This window comes from Cesiribacter andamanensis AMV16 (assembly GCF_000348925.1).
Lineage (GTDB): Bacteria > Bacteroidota > Bacteroidia > Cytophagales > Cyclobacteriaceae > Cesiribacter > Cesiribacter andamanensis.
In genome coordinates, this window is record NZ_AODQ01000039.1 from 1 (window position 1) to 14,602 (window position 14,602).

14 protein-coding genes are annotated in these 14,602 nt (G+C 54.3%); all 14 read right to left on the reverse strand.

All coding sequences use genetic code 11. From position 1 onward, the window contains the following. Positions 1-176: 176 nt before the first annotated feature. Positions 177-1,445 (reverse strand): rod shape-determining protein RodA, encoded by a 1,269-nt coding sequence (gene rodA, locus ADICEAN_RS08995; RefSeq protein WP_009195264.1) that lies wholly within the window; start codon positions 1,443-1,445, stop codon positions 177-179. Between the two features lie 19 nt (positions 1,446-1,464). Continuing rightward, the gene (gene mrdA, locus ADICEAN_RS09000) at positions 1,465-3,279 is read right to left on the reverse strand and encodes a penicillin-binding protein 2 (RefSeq protein WP_009195265.1); all 1,815 of its coding nucleotides are present in this window, start codon (positions 3,277-3,279) and stop codon (positions 1,465-1,467) included. Further along, complete coding sequence (locus ADICEAN_RS09005; RefSeq protein WP_009195266.1) at positions 3,276-3,788, reverse strand: hypothetical protein; 513 nt, start codon at positions 3,786-3,788, stop codon at positions 3,276-3,278. Before ADICEAN_RS09005 ends, mrdA begins: the two co-directional genes overlap by 4 nt. Positions 3,789-3,790: 2 nt before the next feature. After that, complete coding sequence (gene mreC / locus ADICEAN_RS09010) at positions 3,791-4,621, reverse strand: rod shape-determining protein MreC (RefSeq protein ID WP_009195267.1); 831 nt, start codon at positions 4,619-4,621, stop codon at positions 3,791-3,793. Positions 4,622-4,630: 9 nt separating this feature from the next. Continuing rightward, positions 4,631-5,662: a rod shape-determining protein gene (locus ADICEAN_RS09015; protein WP_009195268.1), complete on the reverse strand. Its 1,032-nt coding sequence runs from the start codon at positions 5,660-5,662 to the stop codon at positions 4,631-4,633. Positions 5,663-5,738: 76 nt separating this feature from the next. Next, the gene (purH, locus tag ADICEAN_RS09020; protein ID WP_009195269.1) at positions 5,739-7,265 is read right to left on the reverse strand and encodes a bifunctional phosphoribosylaminoimidazolecarboxamide formyltransferase/IMP cyclohydrolase; all 1,527 of its coding nucleotides are present in this window, start codon (positions 7,263-7,265) and stop codon (positions 5,739-5,741) included. A gap of 98 nt (positions 7,266-7,363) precedes the next feature. Continuing rightward, a complete protein-coding gene (purN, locus tag ADICEAN_RS09025; protein WP_009195270.1) occupies positions 7,364-7,963 on the reverse strand; it encodes a phosphoribosylglycinamide formyltransferase in 600 nt (199 codons plus the stop codon). 37 nt (positions 7,964-8,000) lie between these two features. Then, a complete protein-coding gene (locus tag ADICEAN_RS09030) occupies positions 8,001-8,879 on the reverse strand; it encodes a geranylgeranylglycerol-phosphate geranylgeranyltransferase (protein ID WP_040396604.1) in 879 nt (292 codons plus the stop codon). Positions 8,880-9,058: 179 nt separating this feature from the next. Then, the gene (locus tag ADICEAN_RS09035; protein ID WP_009195272.1) at positions 9,059-9,844 is read right to left on the reverse strand and encodes a Rossmann-like and DUF2520 domain-containing protein; all 786 of its coding nucleotides are present in this window, start codon (positions 9,842-9,844) and stop codon (positions 9,059-9,061) included. A 60-nt stretch (positions 9,845-9,904) separates the two neighbouring features. Beyond that, positions 9,905-12,448, reverse strand: coding sequence for a heme lyase CcmF/NrfE family subunit (locus ADICEAN_RS09040; protein ID WP_009195273.1), 2,544 nt, complete (start codon positions 12,446-12,448; stop codon positions 9,905-9,907). 3 nt (positions 12,449-12,451) lie between these two features. After that, positions 12,452-12,877: a cytochrome c maturation protein CcmE domain-containing protein gene (locus ADICEAN_RS09045; protein ID WP_009195274.1), complete on the reverse strand. Its 426-nt coding sequence runs from the start codon at positions 12,875-12,877 to the stop codon at positions 12,452-12,454. Between the two features lie 45 nt (positions 12,878-12,922). Further along, complete coding sequence (locus ADICEAN_RS09050; RefSeq protein ID WP_009195275.1) at positions 12,923-13,240, reverse strand: CcmD family protein; 318 nt, start codon at positions 13,238-13,240, stop codon at positions 12,923-12,925. Between the two features lie 4 nt (positions 13,241-13,244). After that, complete coding sequence (ccsA, locus tag ADICEAN_RS09055; RefSeq protein ID WP_009195276.1) at positions 13,245-13,919, reverse strand: cytochrome c biogenesis protein CcsA; 675 nt, start codon at positions 13,917-13,919, stop codon at positions 13,245-13,247. Then, positions 13,907-14,575 carry a heme exporter protein CcmB gene (locus ADICEAN_RS09060; protein WP_009195277.1) on the reverse strand — a complete coding sequence of 223 codons (669 nt, stop codon included), beginning with the start codon at positions 14,573-14,575 and terminating at the stop codon, positions 13,907-13,909. Before ADICEAN_RS09060 ends, ccsA begins: the two co-directional genes overlap by 13 nt. Positions 14,576-14,602: the final 27 nt, after the last annotated feature.

The window sequence follows — 14,602 nt, forward strand, 5'->3', positions numbered from 1 at the left end:
TTTTTTTGCTTCAAATTTCATCCTTTCAAAATTCGGGATGACTCATGTCTCTATGCATACGCAGCTTTTTCTCATTTCGGGTACCTCCGTACCGGGTACCTCCGTACCGGGTAATTCCTTACCGGCTATTCCTTAGCGGGTACCTCCTTACCGGGTACCTCCTTACCGGCTATTCCTTAGCGGGTAACGATCTGGTTGCGGTGTGCATCCAGCTTGATCAGCACAAAGAGCAGCACCGAGAACGAAAGCAGCGAAGAGCCCCCATAGCTAAAGAAGGGGAGCGGAATACCAATTACCGGAAACAGGCCAATGGTCATGCCCATGTTGATCATGAAGTGGAAGAACAGGATGCCCGCCACAAAGTACCCATACACCCTTGTAAACCTGTATTTCTGACGCTCGGAGATGTAGATGATGCGCAATAGCATGGCCATGTAGAGCACCACCAGAAAGAAGCTGCCAATCCAGCCATGCTCCTCGGCAATGGTGCAGAAGATAAAGTCGGTGCTTTGCTCCGGCACAAAGTCGTATTTGGTCTGGGTTCCTTCCAAAAAGCCCTTGCCATACAGACCGCCCGAGCCGATGGCAATCTTGGACTGCTTGATGTTCCAGCCAACGCCCAGGGGGTCGATCTTGTCATCGAGCAGCACCCGGATCCGGTTCTGGTGGTGGGGTTTCAGCACATCGGTCATGATCTTGTCCACACTGATCACAAAGCCCGAGATCATCAGCATGGACATAAATACCAGCAGGGCCTTGCGATAGGTATGGGTAAGCAGGCCAATGATCAGCAGGCCAATTACCGCTACGCTAGTGATGAGCAGCACTTTGGAGACCACCAGCGTAAGAATAAAGAACAGGCCGGCAATTAGCCCCATGATGATGAGGGTGGGGTCCATGCCTTCGCGGTAAAAGGCGATCAGAAAGGACATGAATACCAGTATGGTACCGGGGTCGGGCTGCAACGCAATCAGGGCAATGGGCAGCACCATAATACCAAAAGAGATGGCATAGGTCTTGAGCGTATTGAACTTAACGTTGTAGTCGTTGATAAACTTGGCCAGGGTAAGGGCGGTGGCCAGCTTGGCCACTTCTGATGCCTGAAACTTGAGGGGGCCAAACTCCAGCCAGGCCCGGGCGCCATTCACCTCCCGGGCAAAGAGAATGGTAGCGATCAGCAGGATAATGGCAATCGCATAAAAGAAATAGGGGAAGATGGTGAAAATGCTGTAATCCATGATCAGGATCAGCACAATCACTACCACGGATATGCCGATCCAGAGCAGCTGCTTTCCGGAGTTGGTATCCTGCGCCCAGATGGCCACATTGGCGGTTTCGTCGTATACGGCGGCATAGATGTTAAGCCAGCCCAGCAGCGCCACAAGGGCGTACAGGACTACCAGAAGCCAGTCGATCTTGATGCCAAAATTATCGTGTTGTTTCACGCCTTGTGTTGGTTTACCCTTAGTTAAACTTGCCCTTGTACACGTACTCTTCGATGTTCTTGCGCTTGATCTCGCCCAGCATGTATTTTTCTACGACCAGGCTGGCAATGGCAGCGGCCGAGCGGGCGCCCTGGCCGGCATTTTCTACATACACGGCTACGGCAATCTGCGGATTGTTCTTGGGCGCAAAGGCCATAAAGCCCGAGTGGTCTTCGCCATGAGGGTTTTGCACGGTAGAGGTTTTGCCGCAGATGTCCAGGCCCGGAATTTTGGCCCGGTACTGGCCTGTGCCGTAGAGCACCACATCTTCCATGGCATCAATCACCGTCTGGAAGTAGTGCGACTCTACGCCGGTTTCGTTGCGTTGCTTATACTCGGGCAGTTTATCACCGTTTTCGCCAATGCTTTTTACCAGGTGAGGGGTGTAGTAGTGGCCCTTGTTGCCAATAATGGCTGCCAGGTTGGCCATTTGCAGGGGCGTAACCCCCAGCTCGCCCTGGCCAATGGACAGGGAGTAAATATTGGAGAATTTCCACTGGCCCCGGTATACCCGGTCATAGTAGGCAGGCAGGGGTACGTTGCCGGCCTTTTCGCCGGGCATGTCTACCCCAAGCTTCACCCCAATGCCAAAGCGGTGCATGTACTCGGCCCACATGTCCAGGCCTATGCGGGAATCCACAAAGGTATTGGGTGATTTATCCTGGTTAATGATCTTGCGAAAGGTCTGGTAGAAGTAGGGGTTGCAGGATACCACAATGGCGCCCCGCAGGTCTTCGTTGGAGTGCGGACCGTGGCAGCCAATCGGCGAGCGTATGCAGGCATGCCGGGTCTGAGGGGTAATTACTTTTTCCTGCAGGCCTACCAGCGCCTGCACCATCTTAAACATGGAGCCGGGCGGGTACAGGGCCATAATGGGCCTGTTGAACAGGGGTACCAGGCTATCGCGCTGCAGCTTATTGAAATTCTTGCTGAATTCACCGCCGGTCAGCATGTTGGGATCATAGGTAGGGGCCGACACAATAGCCAGAATCTCGCCGGTGGCAGGCTCCAGGGCTACCACACTGCCAATTTTGCCCGCCATCAGGCTTTCGGCGTACTGTTGCAGGTCCAGGTCAATGGTAGACACCAGGTTTTTGCCGGCTTCGGAAAGCACATCCAACTCGCCATCACGGTAATCACCCTTTACAATGCCCCGTACGTTTACAGTTTTAAAGCGTACGCCCCGCCGCCCGCGCAAAAAAGGCTCATACTTGGCCTCCATGCCACTAATGCCGATCTGGTCGCCCTGCTTGTAGTAGCCGGTGGTATCGCGCTCCAGCTTGGGCTTGCTGATTTCGGCAATATAGCCCAGCGCATTTGACATAACACTATAGGGGTAGGAGCGTACGGTGCGGGGCGAGATAAAGAAGCCGGGATAGTCTACCAGGTGATCCTGGATCTTGGCAAAATCTTCGGCCGACATGGACTTGATAAAAACCGAGGGCTTATTCTGGGAGTACCCATGTTCCTTGCGGATAGCCTGGATACGGTCAATAAATCCCTGTTTTGTCATGCCAACGGCCTGGCAGAAGCGCAGGGTGTCCAGGTTGGATTTCAGTACCTCCTTGGTAACGATCATCAGATCATATACGGGTTTGTTGTATACAATCAGGCGGCCTTTGCGGTCATAGATGGTGCCCCTGTAGGGAAGTTCCTCTACCGGTTTAATAATATTGGCCTCCGACAGGGACTTATAGTCACTATCAATCACCTGCAGGGAGAAGAGCTGGGCCAGGTAAATCAGGGCGACCAGCAGAAATACCGCACCAATGATGTACTTCCTGCTATCGTTCATATGCTTCTGCGCGCTGAATAGAAAAGATACTGAATAATTACAATCACCATAAAGGTAAAGGCCGTGCTGGCCAGTACTTTCAGAAGGGTATAGAAGAAGTTGCCAAAGCCGCCGGCTTCAATAAAGAAGAGCAGCAGGTGGTGCAGAAAGATGAGTAGCAGGCTGTAAATCGAAAACCACTCAAATCCCATCACCTTAAGCTTAGGCGTCATCCAGGTTTCATACCCGCCCCGGGGGGCAATAATGCTTACTGCATGTGGTCTCAGGTACATGATGAACACAGATGCAGCGGCATGAATTCCAAGGCTATTGTAAAAAATATCAACACAAAGGCCCATGAGCAACCCCATGAGCATCAGCCGGATGGCACCTGCCTCAAAGGGTAGCATTAACAGAAAGCCCAGGTACAGAAAACAGAAGGCTACATCAAAGAGCACCACTTTCTGCACCAACACTACCTGCAGAATCAGGTAGATAATAAAATAAAAGACCTGTGCTACTAAGGGCATGATTAGTTGATACTTATGCTTTCCAGCGAGTCGCGCTCTTGTTTCAGACGGTTACGAATTACGTACACATAAGAGAGGCTGGAGAAGTCGGTGGCCAGATCGAGTTTGATATCGTAGTAGGTAGCATTATCCGAAAGGCTCACTTCCGTTACCACCCCTATGGGGATGCCGGCCGGGAAGATGGAGTTGTAGGTAGAGGTAAAGATGGTATCTCCCTCAGCCACTTTCTGATGGCGTGCAATGTAGTCCAGGTTAGCGATCTGCGGGTCGCGGCCATTCCACTTCACCGAGCCAAAGGCATCGGTATCACCCACAACGGCCGATACCAGCATGTTGGTGTGCAGCAGGGATATGGCCACGGCAAAGTGATCGGAGGCCGAGCGGATTCTGCCCACGACCCCATTGGGCCCAATTACGCCCATACCCGGCCGTATTCCATCTACCATCCCTTTGTTGATGGTGATGTAGTTTTTGGAATTGTGAATGCTGTTGTTGATCACCTGCGCTGCCTGAAAGGTGTACTGCTGCTCTACCTCAGCGGGCACAGCCGCCCGCATAGAGGGTAGGGACAGTTGCTGCTGCAGCTGGCGCAGCTCCTGCTGAAGGCGTGCGTTCTCCTCTGACAGGCTCTCATTGGCTTCTTTCAGGTAGAGGTAGTTGCTGACTTCATTAGAGGTTTGGGTAACCGAGGCTGCCACGGTATTGGCAGAATTAAAGAAAGCAGCACTCTGGTACCGGTTGTTCTGCACAATAAGCCACACACATACCAACTCCAACACCACAAATAACACTAAGGCTCTGTACGTGTACAGAAACTGAAAGAGAATATTCATCGGTGCGTATTAGGTCATCAGTACCGACTTGAAGGAGTCAAGGTTTTTCATGGCGATGCCTGTACCCCGTACCACGGCGCGTAACGGATCGTCGGCCACGTGGATGGGCAGTTTTGTTTTCATGGCCAGACGCTTGTCCAGCCCGCGCAGCAGGGCGCCGCCACCGGTCAGGTGAATGCCGTTGTCATAGATATCGGCCGAAAGCTCCGGCGGCGATATCTCCAGGGCCTTCAGCACGGCCTCCTCGATCTTGGAGATGGATTTGTCCAGGGCAAAGGCAATTTCTGAATAGGTAACTTTGATAATCTTGGGAATGCCCGTCATCAGGTCGCGGCCGCGGATCTCGTAATCTTCCGGTGGGTTATCCAGCTCGGTAAGGGCAGAGCCTACGGCAATCTTTACCTTCTCGGCAGAGCGCTCGCCAATGAGCAGGTTGTGCTGGCGGCGCATGTAGTCCAGAATATCCTTGTTAAAGGTATCGCCGGCTACGCGCAGCGACTGGTCGGCCACAATGCCCGACAGGGCAATTACGGCAATTTCCGTAGTACCGCCTCCAATATCCACAATCATGGAGCCCATAGGCTGCTCAATGTCAATGCCAATACCAATGGCGGCGGCCAGCGGCTCGTGGATCATGTACACTTCCTTGGCATGGGCGTGCTGGGCAGAGTCACGCACGGCGCGTTTCTCCACCTCGGTAATGCCCGAAGGGATGCAGATCACCATCCGGTACGATTTGGGGAAGAAGCGGCTGCCGCTTTTCTCATCGATCATGCGGATCATGCCGCGGATCATTTCCTCGGCGGCAGAGAAGTCGGCAATCACCCCATCCTTCAGGGGGCGAATGGTTTTGATGTTCTCGTGCGTTTTTTCATGCATCTGCATGGCCATACGACCGATGGCTAGCACTTTGTTGGTATTGCGGTCGATGGCAATGATGGAAGGCTCATCTACCACTATTTTGTCCTTGTGGATAACCAGTGTATTTGCGGTCCCAAGGTCTATCGCAATGTCGTTAGAAAATAAGTCAAAAAGGCCCATTGGCTGGTTTATAGTCTAGCGTTAATTCTCTCGAAAATTTACAAATTTAGTGTGACTTAGAAAGCATTACGTAATATTAATGCTTAAAATGTCTAATTCCCGTAAATACCATAGCCATACCGTTCTGGTCGCAGAAATCAATTGATTCCTGATCCCGTACAGAGCCCCCCGGCTGCACCACGGCACGGATGCCGGCGGCATGTGCTATTTGCACACAATCTGCAAAGGGAAAGAAGGCGTCGGAGGCCATTACAGCTCCTTTCAGCGATAGTCCGAAGCTTTCTGCCTTGGCAATGGCCTGCTTAAGGGCATCTACCCTTGAGGTTTGGCCTACACCGCTGGCAATGAGCTGTCCCTCGCGGGCCAGCACAATGGTATTTGACTTGGTATGCTTGGCCAGCACACCGGCAAACTCCAGGGCCTGCTGCTCGCTGGAGGTGGGGGCTTCTTTGGTTACGGTCTTAAAGTCGGCTGCCCGCTCGCTTTGTTGGTCTTTATCCTGCACCAGGTAGCCGTTCAGCAGGGATTTCACCTGTTTATAAGCCGGCAGTTTCTGGCTTTGTTTCAGGATGATGCGGTTTTTCTTGCCCTTGAGCAGCTCCAGGGCCTCCCCATCAAAGTCGGGCGCAATCAACACTTCAAAGAAAAGTTTGTGCAGCTCCTGAGCTGCCGCCATGTCAATGGGCGCATTGGTAGCCAGCACGCCGCCAAAAGCCGAAACCGGATCGGCCTCCAGGGCTTTCAGGTAGGCTTCCTGCACACTAGTGCCCGTAGCGCAGCCGCAGGCATTGGTATGCTTGATGATGGCAAAGGCCGTTTGGCCGGCAAACTCTTCGACCAGTTGCACGGCGGCATCCACATCTACCAGGTTGTTGTAGGAAAGCTCCTTGCCCCAGAGCTGCGTGAAGATTTCATCCAATTTGCCAAAGAAGTGCCCCTGCTGGTGCGGGTTTTCGCCATAACGCAAAACTCTGGCCTCGCGTTCACTGATCTTCAGGCGCGGAATGCTGTCTTCTTTATTGAAATATCCAAAAATGGCGCTATCGTAATGCGAGCTGATATCAAAGGCCTGGGCAGCAAAGTACCTGCGGTCTTCCAGAGCGGTATACCCCCCTTTTTCCTGCAACAGGGCTTCTAACTGGCCGTACTGCTCCCGGCTGGAGACAATGAGCACATCCTGAAAGTTTTTGGCCGCAGCCCGGATTAGTGATATACCACCAATGTCAATTTTTTCGATGATGTCTTCCGGAGAAGCGCCCGAAGCTACGGTTTCTTCAAAGGGGTAGAGGTCTACAATCACCAGGTCGATCGCCGGAATGTTATATTTCTGTGCCTCGGCCTGGTCGCCGGGGTGCTGGCGGCGGTGCAGAATGCCCCCAAATACTTTAGGATGCAGGGTTTTTACCCGTCCGCCAAAAATAGAGGGGTAGTCGGTGAGCTCCTCTACGGGCACTACCTCGGCGCCCAGTTCCCGCATAAAGGCTTCGGTACCCCCTGTGGAGTACAGGGTAACGCCCATCTCCATCAGCTGGCGAACTATGGGTTCCAGCCTGTCTTTGTAGTATACTGAAATAAGGGCCGATTGGATCTTACGCTGCTCCATGGTAGTAGTGAATGATTGGGTGATTGAGTAGGTGAATGGTATAGGGGATAAAAAAGAGTCTTATAGATGCAAAAGCGGCAGGGGCTGTTTTAGTTCATTCAGAGGTGCTTCTCTTGCTGCATTTTTCGGACCAGCTCCTCTACCACGCGGGGGTAGTGGTAGTGCTCCAGCCGTAGTACTTTGGCGGCCACTTCTTCAGCAGTATCACCGGGCTCCAGCGGGCAGCTGGTCTGAAAGATTACGTCGCCCTCATCGTAATTGGCATCTACATAATGAATGGTAATGCCACTTTCCAACTCGCCGGCTGCAACCACAGCCTGGTGCACATGCTGCCCCCACATGCCCTTGCCGCCCCATTTGGGCAGCAGGGCCGGGTGAATGTTGATGATGCGGTTGGGGTAGGCCTGGATGAGATAGTCGGGGATCAGGCGCAGAAAGCCCGCCAGTACGATCAGGTCGATGCCCTCCTGCTGCAGTTTGTGCAGCACCTCCCGGCTTTGGGCCAGTTGCTGGTTGGTAAATACCCAGCCGGGCAGCTGGTGGCGGGCGGCGCGCTCCAGCACGTAGGCATCGGGCCTGTTGGTGCACACCAGCGCTATTTCGGCAAGGGAGGATTGTTTGAAATGTTCAAAAAAACGCTCGGCGTTAGAGCCGCTTCCGGAGGCAAATACAGCAATCCGGATCTTCTTACTCTCCAAGATTCTAGGGCTTCAGGGGTGTAGGTGGCAGCCCGGGCTAATAGAGCATCATGCTCAGCACGCCGGCCAGCATGATCCACTTGCTAAAGCTGCTGAGCCAGGCAAATTCGGAGCGGCTATCTGCTACTGCCAGCCGGGCTGTGAAATAAACGATAGGTAAAATTAAGAGGAAAAATACGGATTTCAATAAGGCTTGCTCTACTTTTCCGGCCATGAGTACTAATAATAGTATAAGGCTGGCCAGCAGCAGGTATTGGATCCATTTGGTGCGGCGAATGCCCCAGACAATGGGCAGGGTCTTGCAGCCAAAGGCCAGGTCGCCGCGCAGGTCTTCCATGTCTTTTACAATCTCCCGAACCAGGCTAAGTACAAAGGCAAAGAGCGCATAGGTGTAAATAAGATCGGTATTCTGCTGATAATAAAGTGCAACTACACAAACGGTAAGGCCGGTGAGTACCGCCACACTAAAATTGCCCACAAAGGGCAGCCGCTTGAGCAGGTTGGAGTAGAGCCAGAGCCAGACCGCCGCCAGCAGGGTAAGCAGCCCCACCTCGGGCGAGAGCCAGAAGGCCATGCCAATGCCCAGAACGTTAAAGAGGGTATGCACGGCCATCACTACCCGGCGCTTGAGCACCTTGCCTACCACCACCCGGTCGGGTTTATTGATGTAGTCGATCTTTACATCGTAGTAATCATTGATGATGTAGCCGGCGGCGGCGATAAGGATGGTGGAGGAAGACAGCAAAAAAAGTTTGGGGCTGCTCAGGTAGCTGAACCAGTCGCTGCGGGGCCCCACCAGAAAAATGGCCGTCAGGTACTGCGTTAGCCCTACCAGGAGCAGGTTGGGAAAGCGGGTGATCAGCAGCAGGCCTGTAAAGGCTGACAGAAGGGGTCTGGAACTTAGGGATGCTTCCATGCTGGAATGCTGAAGGGGTGTTGCCAAGGGATTTTGGGTGCGGAGCAAAATAGCAGTGTCAAAAAATTGCCTGCGGGCAGCTGCCATAGCTCCTCTGTCTTTACGCATGCGGGCTGCCGCAAGTTTAGCTTAAAAGTACGGCAGAATGCAGTTTAATGTAGCGTTTGACATCCCCTTTTTTAGGGCTTCTTCCACTTCTGGATGTCGGCCGACAGCAGCCGGTAGAGCTCCAGCCAGGCAGGCTCGCCGAAGAGTTGCCGGAGGTGCTGCTCCATTACGGGGGCATCGCCACGCAGGGCAGGACCGGTCTGGGCGGCGGCAGGCCCCAGGCTGAGGGCTTTCTCCAGGGTTTCCCGGATGAGGGGGTCCAGCAGGGCAGCGGGCAGCTGGCTTTGCTGCAGCAGTTCATGGGCAATGCGCAGCAGGTGGTTGCTAAAATTTGAGGCAAAAACAGCTGCCAGGTGCAGCTGCCGGCGCTGCTGGGTGCTCATGGGTAGCGGCTGTGCGCCCAGGGCCCGTGCAGCGGCATCCAGCAGTTGCATGCTGGCATAATCTGCTGCCTCCAGGCAAATGGTAATTTGAGTAAAGTCTACCGGCTTCTCTTTGCTGAAGGTCTGCAGGGGGTAGAACACCCCTGTATGCCCAGCGGTTTTTTTAAGTATGTCCAGTGGCTGGCTGCCGGAAGTGTGTGCGAGCAGCGCTCCTGTGGGTAAAATCAGGTGGCGTACCAGCTCCTCAAGGGCGGCATCGGCAGCCGTAAGCAAAAACAGGCGGGAGGGGCTCTGGCTAAAATCAAGCGTATGCACCACCCGGGCAGCCGGCAGGCGCTCGGCCAGCTCCTGCGCCTGGCTGTGGCGGCGGCTCCAGATCTCGTTAATGGGATGGCCGGCGGCCGAGAGTCCCTGCGCCAGGTGCCAGCCTACCCGGCCTGCACCAATAATGCTGATTCCGAATGTGTTCTCCATATCCCAAAAAGGAGAGAGCGGCCTGTGCCGCTCTACTTTATAACTGTATCCTATACACGCTTATTCTACTCCCTTGCGCTGCAGCTGCCGGTACTCGGTAGTACGGCGCACAATGGCTATGCCAAAGCCGGCCACCAGCAGCAGGGTGCCAATCCAGAGGATGTTGATCAGCGGTTTCTCCATGGCCTTCAGAATGATGTAATCCTTCTGCGTATTGCTGGTGCTCAGGGTAATGCTGTCTTCTTCCGGATGAATGGCCATAAAGCCTACTTTCAGGGCCAGATCATTTACCACGGCCGGCAGGTTGCCGGTTGTTTTTTCTTCCATGCGCAGCACGTAGATGGGCTCGGCGGTAAACTCGGCCCCCTGCTCGCCAAAGATGCGAATGCGGGCTTTTACGGCGATGTCCTTAGTGCCGAGTTGCAGGCCCTGTACCTGCTGCAGGGGTTGAAGGCCTTCCAGCACGGCTACGTAGTCATTGATGAAGAAACGATCGCCAATCTTCACCTTCTGTTCTTCGGGATCGCTCCACTTGATGGGTTCTTCCGGATCGGGCACTACCGATACGTGGGTGTACAGGTCGCTGCGGATGCCTCTGAAAATATCAGGAGAGGCAATAAAGCCCATCTGTGGGTTTACCTGTGCCCGGGGATAAAGGGTGAATTTCTTGCCTTTTTCATCCGTATATTCTACGCGGTAATAGGTGTTTTCCGGATTGATGCGCACGGTATCCCCCTCGCCAAAGTACTTGCGGCCCCGGTGGTAGTAATCGCCGCGGGCCAGAAAGCGGTCGGGCTTTTCGGTAGGGTTGAGCAGTTGTTTGGGGATATAGCCGGGGGCATCAAAGGCCTCGTAAAACTGCCCCTTGTACACCAGCTGGTACTGCTGCATGGTTTGGGGTTCGTTCAGCCAGAGCAGCACGTTTTCCTGGTTTACCTCATCGCCAAACTCCCGGCTATACAGCAGGCCGGAGGTGTTTTGAGAGATTACCTTGGAGTAGCCGCTGGAGAAGAGAATGCCCAGCAGGATCATGGCTACCCCTATGTGCGCCACCGAGCCGCCGGCCAGCTTCAGATTGGTTTGCTTCAGGCCCAGAAGCACAAAGAAGTTAGACACCACCGCATAAATGGCCGCTACCAGCAGCACCAGGTAGGCAGGTTCCTTTACATCCAGCAGGATAAGCGCCAGCAGCGATACAATCAGCGCAACCACTACGGGCATTACCAGCGCCTTGCGCACCTTGGCTGCGTCCATCTTCTGCCACCAGAAGAACTGGGCCGTGCCCGACAGCAGGGCCAGGCACACAGCAAACCATAGCTGGAATTTGGTATAGAAGATCTCCGGATTGGCCGGCGGGGCCATGTTCAGTTCAATGCCAAACCAGCTGGCCACTGTATTGTAGACCGGTATGGAGGTGGGTACCAGTACCTGCAGCGCCATTAGCGCCAGCACGGTAGCCCCAATGAATATCCAGAACTCGCGGGAGTAGGCCGATACCTCACCCGTACTGGGCAGGTGCTTCCACTCCCGGATCAGCAGCGCTACGCTCAGGGCGGCAAAGGCCAGCATGTAAAGCAGCAGCTGGCCGGACAGGCCCAGGTCGGTAAAAGAGTGTACCGAGGAGTTGCCCAGAATGCCACTGCGGGTCAGGAAGGTGGAGTACAGGATCAGGATAAACATGAGGATGATGAACAGAATGGCCGCTTTTAGCGCTGTGCCATTCTTGCGGTACACCATCATCAGGTGAAGACCCCCCACCAGCATCAGCCAGGGGATATAAACGGCATTCTCTACCGGATCCCAGTTCCAGTAGCCGCCAAAGTTAAGGGTTTCGTAGGCCCAGTAGGCGCCCATCAGAATGCCAAGGCCCAGGATAAGGGCGGCGGCAGAGGTCCAGGACAGGGCCGGGCGAATCCAGGCGCCATGCTCTTTTTTCCACAGGCCGGCTATGCAGTAGGCAAAGGGCACCAGCGTAAGGGCAAAGCCCAGAAAAAGGGTAGGCGGGTGGATCACCATCCAGTAGTTCTGCAGCAGGGGGTTGAGGCCGGTACCATCTTCAGGCACATAGTCGGGATTCAGGGCAAATACAGGGGTATCTACCATTACATCCCGCATCAGCATAAAGGGCGAGCTGCCGATCTTCAGGTCCAGGCCGGGAATAACCGTACCCAGGATCATGGAGGCCAGAAAGGCCTGCACAAAGGCAAAGACGGCCAGCACCGGGGCTTCCCAGCGGCCGGCATAGCGCATCAGGATCAGGCCCAGAATGGCCTGCCAGAAGATCCAGACCAGAAAGCTGCCTTCCTGTCCTTCCCAGAAGCAGGAGATCATGTAATAGACCGGCAGGCTGCGGCTGGAGTGGCTCCAGGCGTAGTGGTACTCGAAGTAATGATTGTAAATGATGTAGAACAGGGAGGCGACCACGCCAAAAACCGCCAGGCTATGCAGGCCAAAGCCCAGGCGGCCAAGGGTTAGCCAGCGTTTGCCGGCCAGCAGTTCTCCCTTCTGGCTGGCCCAGTAGTAGTTCCAGGTGGCCCATAGGGCGCTCACAAAGGAGAGAATAACAAAGAAGTGGCCGGTCTGGCCAATCCACTCGTGTACCATTATTTATTGGAACTGGGCTTGTTGAGAAGTAGGTTGGAGCTCGTTCTCCTGATATTTAGAGGGGCATTTGAGCAGGATCTGCTTGGCCACAAAGGAATTGCCCTGGTAGCGGCCAATAACCACCACCTGCTCGGAGCGCAGAAAATCGGGCGGCATAGGCTCGTTATAACGGACCAGCTGCTCCCTGCCCTGCTCATCTACCATCAGAAAGGAGAAGGAAAGCTTGTCGGGCGAGGGGCTGATGCCCACTACATGGCCCTGTGGATCTTTTTTAAGGGTGCCTACTACGTGGATCTCCCGGCTATCGTTTACCGCCATGGCCTTGGCCTGCTCAAAGTTTACATAGGAGCTGGCATCGCCCGTGGTGGAGATGATGATGATCACCGCCACGGCGATCACCAGGATTCCCAGAATGTGCGAAAATTTCATACCATCAGTGTCTTTTGGAGTAACAGCATTCTAGTCCCGAAAATTTCATCCGATCACCCGTTTGCCGGATTCTTTTTGCTGGGGCAGGCCATCCTGGGGCAGGCGATCCTGGCGCAGGGGGTGCTGGCCCAGCTGTTTTTCCAGCCGGCTCAGCCTGCGGTCGATTACCAGGGCATAAACCAGCAGGCCGCCCAGGATCAGCACGATAATGCCTACCACCACATAGATCTTGCCATCGGCCCGAAACTGGTCGGCCATTTCTACCTGCTGGTTGGCATAGTCCTGCTGGGTTATTTCTTGTTTTTCCTGTGCCAGTACGCTCAGCGAGCAAAACAGGCAGAGGAGGATCAGTAGCTTGCGCATATTCTTAAAGGTTTTCTTCAAGTGTATCATGTAGCCGGCGCAGGCGCACCCGCAGGCTGGCCAGCCAGAGGCCTAAGAGAAACCAGCCGATGACGGCCGGGTAAAAGATGATTCTAAGTTTGCTGTCCAGGTCATAGGCATTAAAGCCCGGGTTGCCTCCATTGCCCGGATGCAGTGAGCTGGTAAGCCGGGGCAGAATGAACAGCAGGGGTACCAGGGCCGCAAAGGCAAAGATGTTGTACACACTGCTGATGCGGGCCCGCTGGTGATCATCCTCAAAGGAGCTGCGCAGCACAAAGTAGGCCAGGTATATGAGCAGGCCAATGGCCGAGGCATTCTGCTTGGGATCGTTGCTCCAGTAATCGCCCCAGGTATAGTAGGCCCAGAACATGCCGCTGAGAATGCCCAGGATGCCAAACACCAGGCCGGCATTGGCCAGCTCTACGGCATGGCGGTCCAGCCGCAGCTCGCCGGTGCGCAGGTAGCGTACCGAGTAGATCACCGACAGCAGCAGCAGGCCCAGCATGCCAAACCACATGGGCACATGAAAGTGCAGCGCCCGGATGGTTTCATTGAGGATAGGCAGGCGGGGGGCATCCAGCAGCAGGCCGGCCGTAACCGTATAGAGCAGCAGGGCGGCTGCCAGTCCTTTCCACCACCAATGTGTTAACTTCTCCATAGATAAGGAAAAAGCAGTAAAGAAACCGTTACAATAATGGCATTGATGGCCAGCAGCGTAAGCAGCTCATCAAGGCTCAGGCTGCGGTCCAGGCCATCCATGGCATTTTTTGCAATGCGGATTACCATCAGCAGCGTAGGTACAATAACCGGAAAGCCCAGCACGGCCATCAGGGTGCTGTTGTTGCCCGCTTTCTGGGCAATGCCCGAAATCATGGTAAAGGTAGCCGAAAAGCTCAGGGCTGCCAGCAGCATGGCCACAATAAATAAGCCGATATCCTGCACCGGATTGCCCAGCACAACGGAATAGAACAGCAGGCCAACGCCGGTAAGCAGCAGCATCAGCAACGCATTATACACGATTTTAGCCAGAATAATTCCCTGCGGTGAGGCCAGCATGTAGTAGTAGAGCTGCCGGCCTTCGGCCTCCTGCAGGAAGCTTTTGGCCACCGCATTTACGGCCGTAAAGAGCATGATGATCCAGAACAGGGCATTCCAGACCGGGGGGGTAAGCATGCCGCTGCGTACGCCAAAGCTCATGTAGCACACAATAACCGTGCTGGTCACATAGAGCAGCATGCCGTTAAAGGCATAGCGTTGCCGCCATTCCAGCAGTAATTCTTTGTGTAAAAGCGCCTTAACCTCCTGAAACAACATGTTCCTGATTTTGCCGCAAAGATACGA